Source organism: Streptomyces sp. NPDC031554, assembly GCF_055580685.1.
The window spans coordinates 594,290-611,333 of record NZ_JBVIKX010000002.1 but is presented as its reverse complement, the minus strand read 5'-3'; the positions used below and the strand labels follow the sequence as shown (position 1 = coordinate 611,333).

The window sequence follows — 17,044 nt, the reverse complement described above, 5'->3', positions numbered from 1 at the left end:
AGGGCCGGTTCGTCAGGACGGGTAGAAGTGCCGCCGCACCTTCCGCAGCCACGCGTCGGCGGCTCTCTCGTCGGGCTGCTCGGGCAGCACGCCGCGGGCCTCGTCGAACGCCGCCTCGTACCGGCGCAGCAACGGGAGGGCGGCCTCGGGGTCGGCCGCCACCTGTTCGCCGAAGCGGTGGAAGCCCTCCGGGTCGTCGACGCGGATGCTCACGGCGCCCGTGGTGTACAGCTCGTAGCCCTGCTCGCACAGCCGCTTGAGATGCCGGGCGTGCTTGGCGGTCCGCTTGCGCGTGTCCGCGGAGAACGAGCCGTCGCCGCGGCCGAGCAGCCGGCGGAACTGCTGGGTGGCGTAACCGAGGTAGGCGTCCCGGACCCGCCGGGCGCTCAGGAACGTCGTACGGATGCCGATCAGTTCGTCGCCGAGCGGGGTGCGCACCTCGTACAACTCGTCGGGAAGCCACACGAGTTCCGTGACGGTGGGGTTGCCGCCGAGTGCCAGCCGGCACCACTTGGCGGCCTCGTGCAGGGTCCGGTCGGGCGCCGTGCTGACGTGGGACTCCTTCGGCGGGTGCAGGCCGTGCAGCTCCTCGGTGGGCGCCGCGAACAGGCCGAGCCGGTCCACGTCGGACCCGGCGTGCGCGAGCCCGTAGGCGGTCGAACCGACCACGCCGGACAGCAGGATGTTCTGGACGGTCACGGACTCCCCCGGTGGTGATCGGCCGATGCCGCGAGAAGGCGGCGGGAGTGGTCATGATGCCCTGGCGGCCGGCCCTGCCACCTCGCATTTTCCGGCCCGCTCGCCGTCCGGGACCCACCGGGGCCCCTTCCGGCCACCGGGTCGCCGAGGCGCCGGGCTGCCGGGCTGCCGGGCTGCCGGGCCGCTTGTGCCTGCGTGCGTACGGGGGAGGGCGGAACGCCGCGGGGCCGGAGCACCGCGAGGCCTCCGGGCGGCCTCCGGGCGGCCTCCGGGCGGCAGGACCTACGGGCGGCAGGTCGGCAGGCCTGCCGCGTGGCTCGGTCGCACCGTCGCGCCCTCGGCGTCCTCCCCTCCCTCCCGCTCCCGGCGCACGTGCGTCCTCGCCCGGCGTGCCCCGCCCCCTCACCCGTACGGCTCCCTGCGTTGGTCGAGCGGCCGGGGCGGTGGTGCGGTGGAGGTGGGGAACCGCCCGGGCACACGTGCGCCGGGAGCCCGTCCCGTCCTCACCCGACCCGTCCCCGACCCCTCCCCCTCCGTTCCGCCCCGTCCCGACCGCCCTCAGGAGGCAAACGTGACCACCCCTCGCCCGACCGGCCGCCCGTCCCTACCGGCGCGGACCGCCGCCGCGCCGGTCCCGGCCACTCCGCGTACGGCCACGTCCGTCACGGCGCCACCCCGCACGGCGGGCCGTCGGGCCCGCGCGGTCCGCCCGGTCCGTGTCCTGGCCGCCGCGATGGCCACCGGGACACTGCTGGCCACGGCGGCCTGTGCCGGCGGGGACGACGACACGTCGGCCGGGTCGGAGACCGCCGCCGCCATCGCCGCGCAGACCACCGCCCCGTCGAGCCCCAGCGGTTCGGCCAGTGCCGGCCCGTCGATGAGCGCCAGTACCAGCCCTTCGAAGAGCGCCGGCGGTTCCGGCAGCGCCAGCCCGTCGCCCAGCGCCACCCTCTCGGAGACCGGCGCCCGCAACGCGCTGATCACCGCGGCGGACATCGAGGACAACTGGGTCCAGGTGAAGAACCCGCAGAGCTGGAGCGACAAACTGCTCATCGGCCAGGTGGACGCGGCCCAGTTCGTCACCGGGAAGAGCGACGTGGCCGACTGCCAGCGCCTGGTCGACGCGCTCTACGACGAGACCCTGCTCGGCACTCCTTCCGGGGCGTCGGCGCTGAACGGCTTCGAGGAGGGCGACTCCCGGCTGCTGTACCAGGTCGCCGCCTACCAGCAGAGCACCCTCGACAAGTCGATGGACTGGCTGAAGCAACTCCCGCAGACCTGCGACCAGTTCACCCTGACCGGTGGCGACAGCGGCAACCGCACCGTCCAGGTCGTGGAGGCCTCGCTGCCCGACGAGGGCGATGCCCGGCAGGGTCTCACCGTGACGATGAAGGGCACCTCGAACGGCGACCCCGTGACGCTCACCCTGGACGTCGCCGTCGTCCGGGTCGGCAATGACGCCATCACGATCACCAACGGCGGACTCGACGGCGCCGACAAGGACACCACCAAGGCCGCCGTGGAACAGGGCACCAAGCGGCTCGAGGAGGTCCTCGCGGGTCGTACGCCGACCCCGACGCCGAGCAACCTCGACTGAGCCCCGGCCGGACCCCGGACCCCGCCCCAACCCGCGCCGCGCCGCAGCGGCCCCTCCCCCGCCGCCCGCGCCGCCCGCGCGCGGTGACCCGCTCGGGACGACCGCCCCGAGCGGGTCGCCGACGTGTGGCCGGTGGGGCCGGCGGGGCCGGCGTCATGGCGTACGGCGGACGTCTGTGATCTTTGTCGCTGGTTGGGCGGAGTGTCCGATGGGCAGGCACTGCGGGTGTCCGTAGAGGTGGTGTCTTTCCTGTGGGGGAAACCTTGAGAGTGTGTGTGATCGGTGCGGGCCTGTCGGGGCTGGCCGCGGCACGGGCCCTCAAGACGGCGGGTGTCGACTTCGTGTGTCTGGAGAGGTCGGCCGACGTGGGGGGCATCTGGCGCCGCCCCGGAGCCGGGGAGCGCGGCCCGGGTTACCTGTCCCTGCACCTCAACACGACCAAGAAGCTGACCGGTTACGCCGACTACCCGATGCCGGACTCCTATCCGGTCTATCCCCGGCACAGTCAGATGGCCGCCTACCTGCGCTCCTTCGCCGAGTGGGCCGGCCTCCTGGACCACGTCGAGCTGGAGACGGCCGTGGAGTCGGTGCGTCAGGAGGCCGACGGTTCCTGGACGGTCGCCGTCGTGGACGCCGGGGGCACGCGCGGCATGCGGAGCTTCACCCACGTCGTCGTCGCGTCGGGGCACAACACCGAGCCCTCGCTGCCCGCGCCGCCACCCGGTGCGGACACTTTCACCGGAACGGTTCTGCACGCCCAGGACTACCGCGACGGCAGCGACCACACCGGTCAGGAGGTGGTCGTCGTCGGTCTCGGCGCCTCGGCGGTGGACATAGCGGCGGACCTCTCCCGGTACGCGGCGACCACCGTGCTCTCGGTGCGCCGGGGCCTGCACATCCTGCCCAAGCAGTTGTACGGCACACCGCTCGACGAGGTGGCCGAGGCGCCGTGGTGGACGAGCATGTCGCTCCAGGAGCAGCGCAGTTTCATCGAGCAGGCCCTGCTCGTGGCCCGCGGCAGGCTCTCGGACTACGGCCTGCCCGAGCCGGACCACCCGGTGTTCGCCTCGGCCGTGACCATCTCGGACGAGATCCTCAGCCGCATCCGGCACGGCGGGGTCGTCCCCAGGCCCGCCATCGCCTCCCTGGACGGGGACCGGGTGCTCTTCACCGACGGGACCTCCGCGCGGGCCGACGCGATCGTGTACTGCACCGGTTACCGCATGGCGTTCCCGTTCCTGCCGTCCGGCTGCCCGGTCGGCCCGCAGGGCTCGGTCGAGCTGTACAAGCGGGTCGTCGCGCCCGATCACGCCGGCCTGTACTTCGCCGGTCTGGTACGCCCGCACGGCTCCATCACCCGGCTCGTGGAGGCGCAGTCGCGCTGGATCGCGCGGATCGTCACGGGTGAGGCCGTGCTGCCGGAGCCGGAGGTCATGCGCAAGGAGATCGCCGGCTACCTCAGCGGCATCGCGGGCCAGTACGGCCAGGCGGAGGGCGCCTCGATCCAGGTGAACGTGGCGCCGTACCTCCAGGAACTGCAGGCAAACTGACGTACCGTCAGTGAAGGGTCGGCAGGCGGGAGGCTCCCCGCGGGCCGGCCCCTTCGCCGTTCCGCGGCCCTCGGCCCGCGCGTTCCGCCACGGCGTCCGGGGCGCGTCGCCGTATCCAGGTCGCGTCACCGCGTTCGGGCCACATCGCCGCGTTCGGGCCACGTCGCCGCGTCCGGGGCATGGCGCCGCGTCCGGGGCGCGGCGGCGGGAGGGGAGCGGCGGCGCGGGAGGGGAGCGGCGGCGCGGGAGGGGAGCGGCCCGACGTCATCGGCGTACGGCTCCCCGGTACCGCTCACCACCGGCCTTCACCTGCTGTTGCCGGCCGTCACCGCACGGTCGCGGGCTGGGCGGGGAGCAGGCCGACGGGCGGGCGCACCGCGTACGCCTCCGAGGAGAGGTACGTCGTGACCCGGGGCGGCCGCCCCTGCTGGTGGGCGAGCGCCAGGTAGGCGACCAGCCCTACCCCTTCCTCCGGGTCGCGGTCGGTGACCGCGGACACGGCCGCCCGCAGCGGGGCGGGGTCCTGCCCGTAGCGGCCGAGCAGGGTGGTGGCGCGGGTGAGGGCCTCGCCGTCGTGCGGCACGTGGTCCCGGACCGGGACGTAGAGGGTGAAGCCGCTGGGCAGGCCGGACGCGCTCTCGGTGAAGGCGTGGCAGGACTGCACGGGCCGCCGTACCGCCGGGACCGGCTCCGCGCCGCCGCCGGTGCCGCCGCCCTGGCCCGCGGCGACACGGAAGAACTCCTCGTCCTCCGCGGACCGGGAAGGGCCGCCGGTGCGGGACAGGGTGCCGGCCTCCGCGGCCGACAGGTCCTGGTGGGCGAGGTAGACCTTCACCCGGGGTTCGGCCCAGTCGCCCAGGTCGAGGGCGAGGAAGAGGTGGCGGTCGTGCGGCGGCAGCGCCGCGAACGCGTCGTGGTGGCCGAGCCGCCGCAGCGCCTCGCGCACCGTCGCGGCGGCGCGTCCGTGCCCGTTGGCCGCGGGGTTGAGGTAGACCTTGACCCCGGGGACGCCGCCGGGGCGCAGTTCGAGCGCGCACCACAGGGCGAACGGCCCCTCGGGCGACGGCGGCAGGAACAGGTCCTCGAGCTCGTCGAGGCGGTCGGTGGCGAAGCCCCAGCGGGCCGCCGCGTCGCGGACGGCCCGCAGTCCGAGGCGGCCGTTGCGCGCCGGGTCGCCGGCCGCGCAGCCCGGCTCCAGCAGCACCCGGAGCGTGGGCGCCGCGCCGGGCACGAAGGAGAGCGAGAACTCCACCGGGGTGTGGTCGTCGGAGAGGAACGTCGGGTTCGGGGGCGGCAGGTCCAGCGGTCTTCCGGCGGCCGCGCCCAGCATGGCGGTGAGGGTACGCGCGTAGACCTCGGCGTCGTGGGCGGTCAGTCCCACGACGTCGCACAGACCGAGCAGTTGGCGGGTGGTGTGGCCGCCGAGCGTGTCCGTGCCGGCGGGTCCCGGCGCGCCGGGCCGGGCGGCGGTCACCGGCCCTCCTGCCACGGGCCGGAGCCGACATGAAGATACCCGCCGGTGGGGGCGGGTATCTCGAGGCTCAACACTGCGGGGTGTTGATGGGGAACGGTGTTGGTGGATATGTGGTCCACGGCAACTCCTCGGGCTGGTGGGACATGCGCATTACCGCATGGCTCACTACCCCTGAGGCCGAACCGTCATACAGGAGTGAAGAACTGGTCGGTGTTGTGTGAATCACCTCGTCAGCCAGTTGAGGAACTGGCTCCACACCCCGGTGCGTTCGTTCCTGGTGCCCGGCTGGGGCTGCTGCGGACGGGCGGGGGCCTCGGTGCGCGCCGGGGCGGCGGGCTTGCGTGCGACCACCGGGGTGAACCGTGCGGGCAGCGCGGTGAGTCCCCGGTTGAAGGGGCCCGGGCGCCAGGTCAGGCTCTCCTCGGGGACGGCGAGTTCGACGTCGGGGAGCTGGTTGAGGAGGTTCTCCAGCGCCGTGACGGTGATCTGCCGGGCGGGGTCCTTGGAGGGGCAGGCGTGCGGGCCGGCGCTCCAGGCCAGGTGGGCGCGGTTGCTGCCCGCCTGGCGGGCGGCCGTCAGCGCGGGGCCGGTGTTGGCGGCGGCGAAGCTGACCAGGACCAGGTCGCCCGCCTGGAACCTCTGGCCGGCGAACTCCATGTCGGCGGCCGGGTAGTGCGGGGCGAGGTTCTGCATGGGCGGGTTCTCCCACAGCGTGTCGTCGATCGCCTCGTCGATCAGACCGCCCTGGTTGGCGTACGCGTCGTGGGTCAGCAGCCGGTGCAGGGTGTTGCCGATGAGGTTGCGCAGCGGCTCGTTGCCCCCGACCAGCAGGAGGGCGAGCTGGTGGACCATCTCCTCGTCGGTGAGGGCGGCCTGGTGCTCCATGAGCCAGGAGGTGACGTCGTCGCCGGGCTTGACGCGCTTGAGCGCGACGAGTTCGCCCACGGCACCGAAGAGCACGCCCATCGCGCGCTCGGCGTTGACGCCGTCGAACATGCCGCTGATGCCGTAGACGACACGGTCGCCGATGTCCGGCGGGCAGCCGAAGAGTTCGTTGAACACGAACAGCGGGAGCTGCTTGGCGTAGTCGCCGAGCAGGTCCACCGAGCCGCGGGAACCGAACTGTGAGATCAGGTAGTTGGAGACCTGCTCGGTGGTGTGGCTCAGCTTGCGCGTGTCGATGCGGGCCATGCTGTCGGTCACGGCCTGGCGCAGCCTGAGGTGTTCGGCGCCGTCGCTGAACATGCAGTTGGGCCGGTAGGCCAGGACGGGCGCGACCGGGCTGTCGGGGGAGATCTTGCCCTCGTTGAAGTGCCGCCAGCGGCGCGCGTCCTTGCGGAACGAGCCCGAGTCCTGCAGGAGTTGCAGGGCGGTGGCGTAATCCGTGACGAGGGTGGCCTCGACGCCGGGGGCGAGTTCGACCGGGGCGGTCGGCCCGTAGTGGCGCAGGTAGCTGTAGTAGGCCTGCGGGTCAGCGGCGAACTCGGGTCCGTGGAGCGGCACTCGGGCGCCGCTGTGGTGCGCCGGGCACCCGGGTGGGGGCACGGGTGCGGTGGGTTGGTCCATTGATGCTCCTAGTGGGCGCGGTCCTGCAGGTGGCGGACGAGGGTGATGAGCGCTTCGGCCGACGACCGCTCGTCCCGCGCGTCGCAGGTGACGACGGGGGTGTCGTCGAGCAGGTCCAGCGCGTCACGCAGGGCGGTCTCGTCCCGCAGGGGGGAGCCGTCGAAGTGGTTGACGGCGATGGCGTAGTCCAGCCCGTACTGCTCGATCAGGTCGATCACGGCGAACGAGTCCGCGAGCCGTTCGGGGTCGACCAGGACGAGGGCGCCGAGCGCGCCGCGGGCCATGTCCTCCCACATCTGCACGAAACGCTGCTGGCCGGGCGTCCCGAACAGGTAGAGCACGACCCGGTCGCTGATGGTGAGGCGACCGAAGTCCATGGCGACCGTGGTGGTGACCTTGCCCTGGACTCCCTTGAGGTCGTCGACGGACTCGGCGGCCCGCGTCATCGTCTCCTCGGTGGACAGCGGGGTGATCTCGGAGATCGCCCCGATGAACGTGGTCTTGCCCACCGCGAAGTGGCCGACGACGAGGATCTTCACCGCCGTCTGCGACGCGCCCTCACGGACGTACGCCTGCTCATCCAAACTTGGCCCTGAGACCATTCAGCACCTCCTCCAGGATCTCCCGGTCGGCGAGGGGTGCCCGCTGCACGGGCGGGCGGGTGATGAGGTAGCCGCCCTCGGTGAGAGCGGCGAGGAGGATCTTCACCACGCCGAGGGGCAGTTGGGTGTGCCCGGCGATCTCGGCGACCGACAGGTAGCCCGCCGAGCACAGTTCGAGCAGGTTCTGCTCCTCCGGGGACAGCCGGGTCGGTCGCTGCTGGTGGTCGGCCGCCGCCGTCACCAGGGTGATGAGGGAGAGCTGCTCCTCGTCGGGCAGTCCACGTCCTTTGGTGATGACGTAAGGACGCACTAACTCCGGTGTCTGAGGCTCCAGTTCGTCGAAGCCGGTCATGAGCGCGCGCCGAGGTTCTCGCGCGGCGGTGTCGTCAGCGCCTTGCCGAGCTGGCCGACGAGCTGCTGCATCCGGAAGGTGATGTCCGCCATGTCGACCTCGGGCGAGGCGGAGACGCCGAGGTAGGCTCCCTCTCCGGCGGAGATCAGGAAGACCCAGCCGCCGTCGAACTCGACCAGTGTCTGCCGCCACCGCTGCTGGGCGTCCTCGCAGAAGAAGGCCAGGGAGCGGCTGAGCGACTGGACGCCGCTCATGGCGGCGGCCACCCGGTCCGCGTCGTCCTTCCCGAAGTCCTGCGTCCGGGCCATCAGCAGGCCGTCGGCGGATATCAGGACGGCGTGCAGGGCCCCGGGTATCTCCAGGGCGCTGTCAAGCATCCATGACAGATCGTCGTTCACGAGAACTCATGCCCTTCACTGCTTGCGCCACGTGTGCTGCTGGACTGTTCCGCGGGGTCCGCAGGGGTGGCCCGCCGGCCGGACTGGGTACCGCGCTGGAAGGCGCCCATGATCGCCGCCGTCTCCGCGCCCGAGCGGGAGGGGGCGGGGGCGGCCGGTGCGCTGCCGGGCACGATGGCCATCGGCCGCTTGCGGCGCCGCTTGGGCAGGCCGTCGACGGTGGTGCTCGGCGCCGGCGCGACCTCGGGGCCGCGGGTGGGTGCGGCCACGGCGACGGGGGGGACGACCGGCGCCGGTTCCTTCTGCTCGGGTGCGTTGGTGAGCAGGTCGTGCGGCAGGAGCAGGACCGCGCGGACGCCGCCGTAGGGCGAGCTGGAGTCCACCGAGACCTCGAAGCCGAAACGCTCGGCGAGGACGCCGATCACCGCGAACCCGAACTGCGGCGGGTTGCCGAGTCCGGAGACGCCCGAGACGCGGTCGCTGGAGAGGAGTTTCTCCGCGCGGGCCCGCTCCTCGTCGTTCATGCCGACACCGGCGTCGTCCACGACGATGCAAATGCCCTTGGGCACGGTGCGGATGTTGATTTCGACGACGGTGTCCGGGCTGGAATAGCTGGTCGCGTTGTCGAGCATTTCGGCGAGGGCCAGCGCGACCGGTTCCACGGCGCGGCTGGTGATGCCGAAATCGACCTGCGAGAGAATTTCCACCCGCCGGTAGTGGCGGATCCTGCCCTGGGCGCTGCGGACCACGTCGTAGACCGACGCGATGTCGCGCTGGCGTCCCAGCCAGCCGTCGCAGAGGACGGCGATGGACTGGGCACGGCGGCCGAACTGGGAGTTCGTGTGGTCGATCTCCAGGAGGTCCTGGAGGATGACCGACTCGCCGTACTTGCTCTGGAGCCGGGAGACGATCAACTGCTGTTCCGCGGCAAGGCCCTGAAGGGTCCGCATGGCGGACTTCAGGACTGTTTTCGTTGCCTCTTCGGCTCTTTCCTGCGCTGCCTCGACGGATTTCGCGTAGCCGTTCTCCAGCTCGCTGTGCCGATCCCTGAGATCCGCGAACTCCTGCCTTAACGTCCGCGCCGCCCTCCGCTGACGAACAATGAGGGCGACGGCGACGAGCACGGCGACGAGGAGAGCCCAGAGTACCGGGTTCTGTATGTAATCAGTCATAAGACTCTCTTCAGGCGACTGACGGCCAGTTGCTGCATTCCCGTCAATGCGGGTGGACCGGCGGGACCGCCCGCATCGGGACCACCGCCCGGACTGTCCCCGTAGTCGGGGATGTCGTCCTTCACCCATCCGCCCGCTCTACAAGCGCCGTGATCGTATCACCACGCGAAGCGGTCACAGACCGCCAACATGGGCGTCCCGGATGAACATTGACGGACCGTCAACGAACGGGAACGAGGCCGCTCTCGACACAACCGATAAACGGTCTTCCGCGGCATTCGGGAGGCAATCGAGGTCTTGGGAGGATTTTCCCGGGAGGGATGCGCCCGGAGACGAGAAAACCCGCCTCCGGTAATCCCGGAGGCGGGTGACTTCTGCGCGGACACTCTCCGCAGCCCCTCGCTCACCGAGCGGAACCGCTCGACATGGGGGGTGATACGTGTCCGAGGGGGGACTTGAACCCCCACGCCCGATAAAGGGCACTAGCACCTCAAGCTAGCGCGTCTGCCATTCCGCCACCCGGACCAGGTGTCTGTCACCGCTGGTGTTCCCCGCGGCGACATGGACAACAATACCAAGCTTTCGGAGTGCGTCTCACCCGAGTATTCGCTGGCCGGGGGCCTGCGGGGCGTCCGGGTGGCGCGCACCCCGCCGTGTCACGGAACGTGCCCGCGAGCTCACGGCCGCTCCACGGCCCGCCCCTCCTCCGGAACGGTTTCGCTCAGCGTCCGCAGGAGGGCGGCCGCGGTCCGCTCGGCCGGCGGCGCGAGGAGGAGGCGCTCCGCGGGCCGCCGTGCCCGTTCCGCCCGGCGCGGGCTTTCCCGGTCCCGCGGGGTCGGCGCGACGAGTTCCTCCCGTCGGTCGTGCAGGCTGCGCCGCCGCTCCAGCAGTCCGTGGCCCCCCGGTCCGGGGGCCACCAGCCTGTGGTTCTCCGGTCCGTTGCGCTCCGGTCCGGGGCGCTCCGGTCCGTCGATGAGCGACGTCATCGTGGTGTGATCGGCAACGGGCCGACCGGCGGTGTCGGCCTGCGACAGCGCCTCACCGGCGGCGGGCGCGGTGAGGGCCGCCGGCTCCCGCCCGTCCACCCCGTGCGCGGCGAGCGTCTCCGTGGTGATCTCCGTCAGCCGGCTGTGCGTCCGTCTGGACGGACGGCCGGACGGACGCTCGACGGGCGAGGGGGACGGCTCGTGGTCACGGACCATGCGGTGAGGGCAACGCCCGGTGTCCGAGGGAGACTCGGGGCAGTGGCCGTACGGTGCTCCCGCGCGCCGGCCACGGCCGTGCCCGCCCCGGGAACGGCCGTCCGTGAGGGGGCGCTTCCCGACCCGGGTCGGGAAGCGCCCCCTCATGCGCGCGGGGAGGTCAGCACTTCTCGCGCAGAGAGTGCAGATGCTCGCTCGAACGCCGCGCGAAGGTGAGGGAGTCGGCCGGGTTGTCGTGCTCCGCCTGCCAGTGGTGGGCGAGCCGCTCGCCCCGCAGCCGGGTCACGGCGGAGATGAACCGCTGGTAGTCGATGTCGCCGTCGCCCACGTCGGTCATGCGGTAGCCGTAGGTGTTCGCCGGGTCGCTCACCCCGTCCTTGACGTGGAAGAGCGGGTAGCGGTGCGGCTGCCTCAGGACGTAGTCGAGCGGTTCGAACGGCGCGGGCGTGCCGTCGGGCCGCTCGGAGAAACGGAACTGGCCCGAGTACGCCCAGAAGATGTCCATCTCCAGGAACACCAGGTCGGGGTCGGTCTCGGCGAGCAGGACGTCGTAGAGGCGGACCTCGGGGTCGTCGGTGGCGAAGGAGAACTCCTCGGAGTGGTTGTGCTGGTAGAACTTCATGCCGCGGGCCCTGGCCGCCGCGCCGTAGATGTTGAACTCCTCGGCCGCGCGCTTCCATGCGTCGACGGTGGAGCCGTAGCGGAACCGGCCGGAGGCGGTGCCGATGTGCTTGAGGCCGAGCGCCTGGGCGTCGTCGAGGACCTTGGTGAGGTTCTGGGCGAAGGTATAGGCGTTCGGGTCGTCGGAGTGGTAGCCGACATGGCTGCCGATGGGCTTCAGGCCGTGGTCGCGGGCCAGCCGCTTGAGCCGCGCCAGGGTGATGGGGCCGGCGGACCCCTGCGTGTACCCGGCGAACTCCACCTCGTCGTAGCCGTACCTCTCCAGTTCGGCGAAGACGGGCGCGAAGCCGAGCGTGGAGACCTTGTCCCGCAGACTGTAGAGCTGGATGCCGAGCCGGCCCGGAGGCAGGACCGGCCGGCCGCGGCCGCCGGACGCCGCGCCGGACGCCGTCGCGGCCGTCGAACCGGCCGTGGGGGCGGCGGTCGCGGGGGCGGCGGCGCCCAGCAGGGCGGCGGCGGTGGCACCCGCCGCCACGCCGAGCATGCCTCGCCTGGTGAGTCGGTGGGTGAGTTCGGGGTCGGGCTGGGAGATGCGGCTCATGCCTGGAACTCCTCGTGATCGGAGGGCGTTGTCAGTGGTGAGTGCTCCACTTGTGACCGGTCAGGAGAGACCGGCCAGGTGCAGCAGCAGGGACTTCACATCGGTGGCCGCGACCCGGTCACCGACGGCGCGGGGGGTGGAGCAGATGAGGAGCGGACCGTCGTCGTCGCTCACCGGAGGACGGCCGTGGCTGCCCCGAATAGGTGAGGGGTCCAGGGGCACGACCGCCATGCGGTAGCGCATGCCGAGCTTCTTGCGCGCCAGTGCGGTCGCCGCCTTGACCTTGACGTAGGGGTCGAGGGGGTCCATGAAGAGCTCGACCGGGTCGTAGCCGGGTTTGCGGTGGATCTCGACGAGCCGCGCGAAGTCGGGCGCGCGGTCGTCGTCGAGCCAGTAGTAGTACGTGAACCAGGCGTCGGGTTCGGCGACTGCGACCAGTTCGCCGGCGCGCGGGTGGTCGAGGTGGTGGGTCTTCTTGCCCTCGTCGTCGAGGAGTTGCTCGATGCCCGGCAGACCGTCGAGGGCGACCCGGGTGGCGTCCAGGTCCTCGGGACGGCGCACGTAGACGTGGGCGAGCTGGTGGTCCGCGACCGCGAAGGCGCGGGAGGCCATCGGGTCGAGGTACTCCATGCCGTCCTGGGTGTGGACCTCGAGGAGGCCGGCGCGGCGCAGGGCGCGGTTGATGTCCACGGGCCGGTTCACGCGGGTGATGCCGTACTCGGACAGGGCGACGACGGTACGGCCCTCGGCGCGGGCGTCGTCGAGGAGCGGGGCCAGAGCGGTGTCGAGGTCGGTGGCCGCCTTCAGGGAGCGCGGGTCGTCGGGGCCGAAGCGCTGCAGGTCGTAGTCGAGGTGAGGGAGGTAGCAGAGGGTCAGGTCGGGCCGGCGGGTGCGCACGATGTGGCGGGTGGCGTCGATGATCCACTGGCTGGAGACCAGGTCGGCGCCGGGGCCCCAGAAGTGGAACAGGGGGAAGGTGCCGAACTTCTCGGTGAGTTCGTCGTGCAGGGCGGGCGGCCGGGTGTAGCAGTCGGGTTCCTTGCGGCCGTCGGCGTAGTAGACGGGGCGGGGGGTGACGGTGATGTCGGTGTCGGCGCCCATGGCGTACCACCAGCAGATGTTGGCGACGGTGTAGCCGGGGTGGGCGCGGCGGGCGGCGTCCCACAGCTTGTCGCCGGCGACGAGGCCGTTGTGCTGCCGCCACAGCAGCACGTCGCCGAGTTCGCGGAAGTACCAGCCGTTGCCGACGATGCCGTGTTCCGAGGGGAGGGTGCCGGTGAGGAAGGTGGACTGGGCGGCACAGGTGACGGCGGGCAGGACGGTACCGAGCGGGGCCAGGGAGCCGGCCTGGGCCAGCCTTTTGAGATGGGGCATGTGGTCGAGGAGACGGGGGGTGAGACCGACGACGTCGAGGACGAGGAGTGGGGTGGGGCCGGTCATGGCAGCTCCTTCAGGCCGAGGTCGGTCAGCAGGTCGCGGGCCAGGGCGAGTTCGGCGGCGATGCCGTCGGCGAGCTGGGCCCGGCCGCGGGGGCGCAGCTCGGGCGGGAGGGCCTGCCAGGTGTAGGTCTCGACCTCCAAGTGGCGGGTGAGCGGGTGCGGTCCGCCGACGAGTGAGGTCAGGGCGTCCTTCAGGACGGGGAGGGTGGAGGTGAGGGGCGCGGCGGGGGCCGCGTGCAGCGGGACGTGGAAGTGGGCGCGCCAGGGGGCCGCGTCGGGCAGGGCGTCGCCGGCCAGGGCCTCGTCGAGGTCGTCGGTGCCGCGCAGGCCGGCGGGGGTGGAGGTGCGCGTCTGGTGCAGGAAGCGGGGTTCGTCGAAGGCGGCGAGGGCCTCGCGGACGGCGGGGAGGTGGGGGTGTTCGGCGTGCAGGGCGGCCGACAGCTGGGCTTTGACGACGGGGACGCGGGCGTCGGTGAGCGCCTCCAGGGCGGTGTGCGGGTCTTCGAAGGAGGTGGCGAGGTGGCAGGTGTCGACGCAGACGCCGACGCGGGGGTGACCGACGGCGGTGAGCGGGGCGAGGGCGTCACCGGTGGTCTCGACGATGCAGCCGGGCTCCGGTTCTAGGCCGACGCGGACGGAACGGCCGGTGAGGTCCGCGAGGGCGTCCAGGCGTTCCGCGAGGGTGCGCAGGGCGGCGTGCGCGGTGTCGGCGTGGGCGGCGGTCCAGGTGGTGCGCCAGCCGAGGGGCAGGGTGGAGATGCTGCCCTCGGTGAGGTCGTCGGGGAGGAGACCGGTGAGGACACGGGCCAGGGCCGTGGTGTGGTCGAGGCGCTCGGGGTCGGCCCAGTCGGGTCTGTACACCCGGTACTTGACCTGCTCGGCGCCGAAACCCTCGTAGGGAAAGCCGTTGAGGGTGACGACCTCCAGGCCCCGCCGGTCGAGTTCGGCGCGCAGGCCGCGCAGGGCGGCGGGGTCGGTGTCGAGGGCGTGCGCGGCGTCCTTGGCGAGCCACAGGCCGATGCCGAGCCTGTCCCGGCCGAGGCGGCGGCGGACCGGCTCGCAGTGGTCGCGGAGCTGGGCGAGGACGCCGTCCAGGGTTTCGGCGGGGTGCACGTTGGTGCAGTAGGCGAGGTGGACGGTGGTGCCGTCGGGGTGGCGGAAGCGCATCGCTCACGCCTCCGTGGCGGAGGCGCCGGCCGACCGGGGCTCGTCCTTCGGCGCGCCCCGCAGCACGGAGTTGCCCTCGTGGGTGGGGCCGGGAGCGGTCACCTCGAGGGTCAGCCGGCCGCTGAGTCCGTAGAAGGAGACGGGGTTGCGCCACAGGACGAGGTCGACGTCGTCCTCGGTGAAGCCCTCGGCCAGCATCAGGTCGGCGACCTTGCGGGTCTTGAGGGGGTCGCTCCTGCCCCAGTCGGCGGCGGAGTTCACCAGGACCCGCTCGGGGCCGTGGGCGCGCAGGATCGCGACCATCCGTTCCTCGTCCATCTTGGTGTCCGGGTAGACGGAGAAGCCGAGCCAGGCGCCGCTGTCCTTGGCCTCCTCGACGGTGGTCTCGTTGAGGTGGTCGACCAGGACCCGGTCGGTGGGCAGGGCGGACTCGCGGACCACGTCCAGGGTGCGGCGCAGTCCCGCGAGCTTGTCGCGGTGCGGGGTGTGGACCAGCGCGGGCAGGCCGTGGTCGGCGGCGAGCTGGAGCTGGGCGGCGAGGGCGGTGTCCTCGGCGGGGGTCATGGAGTCGTAGCCGATCTCGCCGACGGCCACCACGTTGTCCTTGACGAGATACCGGGGCAGCGCGTCGAGGACGGGCGCGCAGCGCGGGTCGTTGGCCTCTTTCGGGTTGAGGGCGAGGGTGCAGTGGTGGGCGATGCCGTACTGGGCGGCGCGGAAGGGTTCCCAGCCGAGGAGGGCGTCGAAGTGGTCGAGGAAGGAGGCCGGGGAGGTGCGGGGCTGGCCGAGCCAGAAGGAGGGCTCGACGACGGCGCGGACGCCCGCGGCGTACATGGCCTCGTAGTCGTCGGTGGTGCGCGATGTCATGTGGATGTGGGGGTCGAAGATGCGCATCAGGACTCCTTGCCGTGGGGGTCGTCCGTGCCGTGCGGCGGGGTGGCGGGGGCGGACCCGGTCAGGGCCAGGACGCGGTGCAGGTCCTCGGGGACGGGGCGGCCGGCGGCGGTGCGTTCCGCGGCGTGGTCGCCGAGCATGCGGGCGAGTTCGCCGTCGCCCCGGGCGCGCCGGTCCAGACCCGCCACGTGGTCGAGGCCGATGCCGGTGAACAGGCACTTCAGGACCGCGTGCCGCCAGGCGTGGGCGTCGAGGTGCCGGGCGGCGTAGGGACCGAGGGCGGCGGCGACGAGCCGGGTGTCGTTGGTGCGCAGGGCGTCCTCGACGAGCGGGAGGGCGGCGGGGTCGTCGGGCACGAGGTGCGGCAGGGAGTGCAGGACGGCCCGGCGTTCGTCGGCGGTGCCCTGGAAGTAGACCCGGCTCAGCGCGTCAACATCGGCGTCGGCCGTGTGCAGGATGAGGACGCGGGCGGCGTCGGCGTGGGCGGGGCCGCAGCGGCGGCCGGCCTCGGCCAGGCGCAGCTCCCACACGGGGAGGGGTCCGTGGGCGCCGGGGTGGGAGGCGGCCTCGTCCAGGGCCTGGTCGAGCCAGGCGCGGGCGGCTCCGCCCAGCCGGTCGTCGAGGCGGCGGCGCAGTTCGGCGGGCGGGGTGAGGGCGGGGAGGGTGCCGTCACCGGGGGTCGTCGGTCCGCCGGTGGTGTCCGTCTCCGGGGTGGCCGGTGCGGCGTGCGGGCGGGTCATGGGGTTCTGCTCCCTTCGGGGGTGGCGGAGGGATCGCCGTGCGGTGGGACGGGGACGGAAGGGGCGGCGTGGCGGAGGAACGGGAGGGAGTGGGCGGCGAAGTGGGGGCCCGCGTGGGAGTGGCGGGGCAGTTCGACGACCGTCAGGCCCTGGTAGCCGGTGGCGGCGAGGGCCGCGAGGACGGGCGGGAAGTCGATCTCGCCGTCGCCGAAGGGGAGGTGTTCGTGGACGCCTCGGCGCATGTCCTCGATCTGGACGTGGCGCAGCCAGGGGGCGGCTTCGCGTACGCAGTCGGCGGGCGGGAGGGGTTCGAGGCACTGGCAGTGGCCGAGGTCCAGGGTGAGGCCGAGGGGCTCGGGGTCGCCGAGCGTGCGGCGCAGGTGGTGGAAGTCGGCGAGGGTGGCGAGGAGGTGGCCGGGTTCGGGTTCGACGGCGAGGGGGACGCCGGCGGTGGCGGCGGCGTCCAGGACGGGGGTGAGGGTCTCGGCGAGGCGTTTCCAGGCGGTGTCCTCGTCGGTGCCGGCGGGGACGGTGCCGCTGAAGCAGTGCACGGCGTGCGCGCCCAGGTCGGCGGCGACGCGGACCGCCCGCAGGAGGAGGTCGACGCGGCGGGCGCGGTCGTCGGGGTCGGCGTCCAGCAGCGAGGGACCGTGCTTGCGGCGGGGGTCGAGAACGTAGCGGGCGCCGGTCTCCACGGTCACGCCGAGTCCGAGCTCGTCCAGCCGGTGCGCCACCCGGCGGGTGCGGGCGGCGAGGTCCGGGGCGAGCGGGTCGAGGTGCATGTGGTCGAGGGTCAGCCCCACACCGTCGTAGCCGAGGTCGGCGAGGAGGGCGAGGGCGTCGTCGAGGCGGAGGTCGGTGAGGCCGTTGGTGCCGTAGCCGAAGCGCAGGGGGGTGCCGGCGGGCCGGTTCACGTCCCGGGCCCCGTCCGCGCGTGCGGCTCGGCTCGGGTGCCGGGCCATGTCCCCGC

Annotated in this window: 16 protein-coding genes and 1 tRNA gene; 2 read left to right on the top strand and 15 right to left on the bottom strand. The window is 72.7% G+C overall.

Features of this window, described 5'->3' with window-relative positions; all coding sequences use genetic code 11:
• Positions 1 to 12: 12 nt before the first annotated feature.
• Positions 13 to 699, bottom strand: coding sequence for a nucleotidyltransferase domain-containing protein (locus ACZ5FU_RS08120; RefSeq protein ID WP_451531281.1), 687 nt, complete (start codon positions 697 to 699; stop codon positions 13 to 15).
• Between the two features lie 733 nt (positions 700 to 1,432).
• On the opposite strand from ACZ5FU_RS08120, the gene ACZ5FU_RS08115 reads away from it, so the two are divergent.
• Entirely contained in the window at positions 1,433 to 2,296 is an 864-nt protein-coding gene (locus tag ACZ5FU_RS08115; RefSeq protein ID WP_451776655.1) for a hypothetical protein, read from the top strand.
• A gap of 263 nt (positions 2,297 to 2,559) precedes the next feature.
• Entirely contained in the window at positions 2,560 to 3,846 is a 1,287-nt protein-coding gene (locus tag ACZ5FU_RS08110) for a flavin-containing monooxygenase (protein WP_468834362.1), read from the top strand.
• A gap of 325 nt (positions 3,847 to 4,171) precedes the next feature.
• On the opposite strand, the gene ACZ5FU_RS08105 is transcribed toward ACZ5FU_RS08110, so the two are convergent.
• From ACZ5FU_RS08105 to ACZ5FU_RS08040, 14 genes are all read right to left on the bottom strand, one after another.
• Positions 4,172 to 5,320 carry a tryptophan dimethylallyltransferase family protein gene (locus ACZ5FU_RS08105; RefSeq protein WP_469045077.1) on the bottom strand — a complete coding sequence of 383 codons (1,149 nt, stop codon included), beginning with the start codon at positions 5,318 to 5,320 and terminating at the stop codon, positions 4,172 to 4,174.
• 222 nt (positions 5,321 to 5,542) lie between these two features.
• Positions 5,543 to 6,886 (bottom strand): cytochrome P450, encoded by a 1,344-nt coding sequence (locus tag ACZ5FU_RS08100; RefSeq protein WP_451531277.1) that lies wholly within the window; start codon positions 6,884 to 6,886, stop codon positions 5,543 to 5,545.
• A gap of 8 nt (positions 6,887 to 6,894) precedes the next feature.
• A complete protein-coding gene (locus ACZ5FU_RS08095) occupies positions 6,895 to 7,488 on the bottom strand; it encodes a GTP-binding protein (RefSeq protein WP_392248820.1) in 594 nt (197 codons plus the stop codon).
• Positions 7,463 to 7,840, bottom strand: a complete 378-nt coding sequence (locus ACZ5FU_RS08090; RefSeq protein WP_451531276.1) for a DUF742 domain-containing protein — start codon at positions 7,838 to 7,840, stop codon at positions 7,463 to 7,465. Before ACZ5FU_RS08090 ends, ACZ5FU_RS08095 begins: the two co-directional genes overlap by 26 nt.
• Complete coding sequence (locus tag ACZ5FU_RS08085) at positions 7,837 to 8,238, bottom strand: roadblock/LC7 domain-containing protein (protein ID WP_392248818.1); 402 nt, start codon at positions 8,236 to 8,238, stop codon at positions 7,837 to 7,839. Before ACZ5FU_RS08085 ends, ACZ5FU_RS08090 begins: the two co-directional genes overlap by 4 nt.
• The gene (locus ACZ5FU_RS08080) at positions 8,235 to 9,410 is read right to left on the bottom strand and encodes an ATP-binding protein (protein ID WP_469045076.1); all 1,176 of its coding nucleotides are present in this window, start codon (positions 9,408 to 9,410) and stop codon (positions 8,235 to 8,237) included. Before ACZ5FU_RS08080 ends, ACZ5FU_RS08085 begins: the two co-directional genes overlap by 4 nt.
• Before the next feature lie 440 nt (positions 9,411 to 9,850).
• Positions 9,851 to 9,935: transfer RNA gene (locus ACZ5FU_RS08075), tRNA-Leu, on the bottom strand.
• A 152-nt stretch (positions 9,936 to 10,087) separates the two neighbouring features.
• Positions 10,088 to 10,612, bottom strand: coding sequence for a MarR family winged helix-turn-helix transcriptional regulator (locus ACZ5FU_RS08070; RefSeq protein WP_469045075.1), 525 nt, complete (start codon positions 10,610 to 10,612; stop codon positions 10,088 to 10,090).
• A gap of 160 nt (positions 10,613 to 10,772) precedes the next feature.
• Entirely contained in the window at positions 10,773 to 11,834 is a 1,062-nt protein-coding gene (locus tag ACZ5FU_RS08065) for a sugar phosphate isomerase/epimerase family protein (protein WP_469045074.1), read from the bottom strand.
• 60 nt (positions 11,835 to 11,894) lie between these two features.
• Complete coding sequence (locus tag ACZ5FU_RS08060) at positions 11,895 to 13,274, bottom strand: nucleotide pyrophosphatase/phosphodiesterase family protein (RefSeq protein WP_469045073.1); 1,380 nt, start codon at positions 13,272 to 13,274, stop codon at positions 11,895 to 11,897.
• Entirely contained in the window at positions 13,271 to 14,440 is a 1,170-nt protein-coding gene (eboE, locus tag ACZ5FU_RS08055; protein ID WP_451527342.1) for a metabolite traffic protein EboE, read from the bottom strand. Before eboE ends, ACZ5FU_RS08060 begins: the two co-directional genes overlap by 4 nt.
• A 3-nt stretch (positions 14,441 to 14,443) precedes the next feature.
• A complete protein-coding gene (locus ACZ5FU_RS08050; RefSeq protein WP_469045072.1) occupies positions 14,444 to 15,334 on the bottom strand; it encodes a TatD family hydrolase in 891 nt (296 codons plus the stop codon).
• Entirely contained in the window at positions 15,334 to 16,074 is a 741-nt protein-coding gene (locus ACZ5FU_RS08045) for an EboA domain-containing protein (RefSeq protein ID WP_451776672.1), read from the bottom strand. The genes ACZ5FU_RS08050 and ACZ5FU_RS08045 overlap by 1 nt, the downstream gene beginning before the upstream one ends.
• The gene (locus ACZ5FU_RS08040) at positions 16,071 to 17,036 is read right to left on the bottom strand and encodes a sugar phosphate isomerase/epimerase family protein (protein ID WP_469045106.1); all 966 of its coding nucleotides are present in this window, start codon (positions 17,034 to 17,036) and stop codon (positions 16,071 to 16,073) included. Before ACZ5FU_RS08040 ends, ACZ5FU_RS08045 begins: the two co-directional genes overlap by 4 nt.
• Positions 17,037 to 17,044: the final 8 nt, after the last annotated feature.

Excerpts from the sequence above, each read along its gene's own strand:
- ACZ5FU_RS08060 (WP_469045073.1), bottom strand. The coding sequence starts at position 13,274 with ATGACCGGCCCCACCCCACTCCTCGTCCTCGACGTCGTCGGTCTCACC.
- eboE (WP_451527342.1), bottom strand. The coding sequence starts at position 14,440 with ATGCGCTTCCGCCACCCCGACGGCACCACCGTCCACCTCGCCTACTGC.
- ACZ5FU_RS08090 (WP_451531276.1), bottom strand. The coding sequence starts at position 7,840 with ATGACCGGCTTCGACGAACTGGAGCCTCAGACACCGGAGTTAGTGCGT.
- ACZ5FU_RS08080 (WP_469045076.1), bottom strand. The coding sequence starts at position 9,410 with ATGACTGATTACATACAGAACCCGGTACTCTGGGCTCTCCTCGTCGCC.
- ACZ5FU_RS08045 (WP_451776672.1), bottom strand. The coding sequence starts at position 16,074 with ATGACCCGCCCGCACGCCGCACCGGCCACCCCGGAGACGGACACCACC.
- ACZ5FU_RS08100 (WP_451531277.1), bottom strand. The coding sequence starts at position 6,886 with ATGGACCAACCCACCGCACCCGTGCCCCCACCCGGGTGCCCGGCGCAC.
- ACZ5FU_RS08070 (WP_469045075.1), bottom strand. The coding sequence starts at position 10,612 with ATGGTCCGTGACCACGAGCCGTCCCCCTCGCCCGTCGAGCGTCCGTCC.
- ACZ5FU_RS08095 (WP_392248820.1), bottom strand. The coding sequence starts at position 7,488 with ATGGTCTCAGGGCCAAGTTTGGATGAGCAGGCGTACGTCCGTGAGGGC.
- ACZ5FU_RS08115 (WP_451776655.1), top strand. The coding sequence starts at position 1,433 with ATGGCCACCGGGACACTGCTGGCCACGGCGGCCTGTGCCGGCGGGGAC.
- ACZ5FU_RS08050 (WP_469045072.1), bottom strand. The coding sequence starts at position 15,334 with ATGCGCATCTTCGACCCCCACATCCACATGACATCGCGCACCACCGAC.
- ACZ5FU_RS08040 (WP_469045106.1), bottom strand. The coding sequence starts at position 17,036 with ATGGCCCGGCACCCGAGCCGAGCCGCACGCGCGGACGGGGCCCGGGAC.
- ACZ5FU_RS08065 (WP_469045074.1), bottom strand. The coding sequence starts at position 11,834 with ATGAGCCGCATCTCCCAGCCCGACCCCGAACTCACCCACCGACTCACC.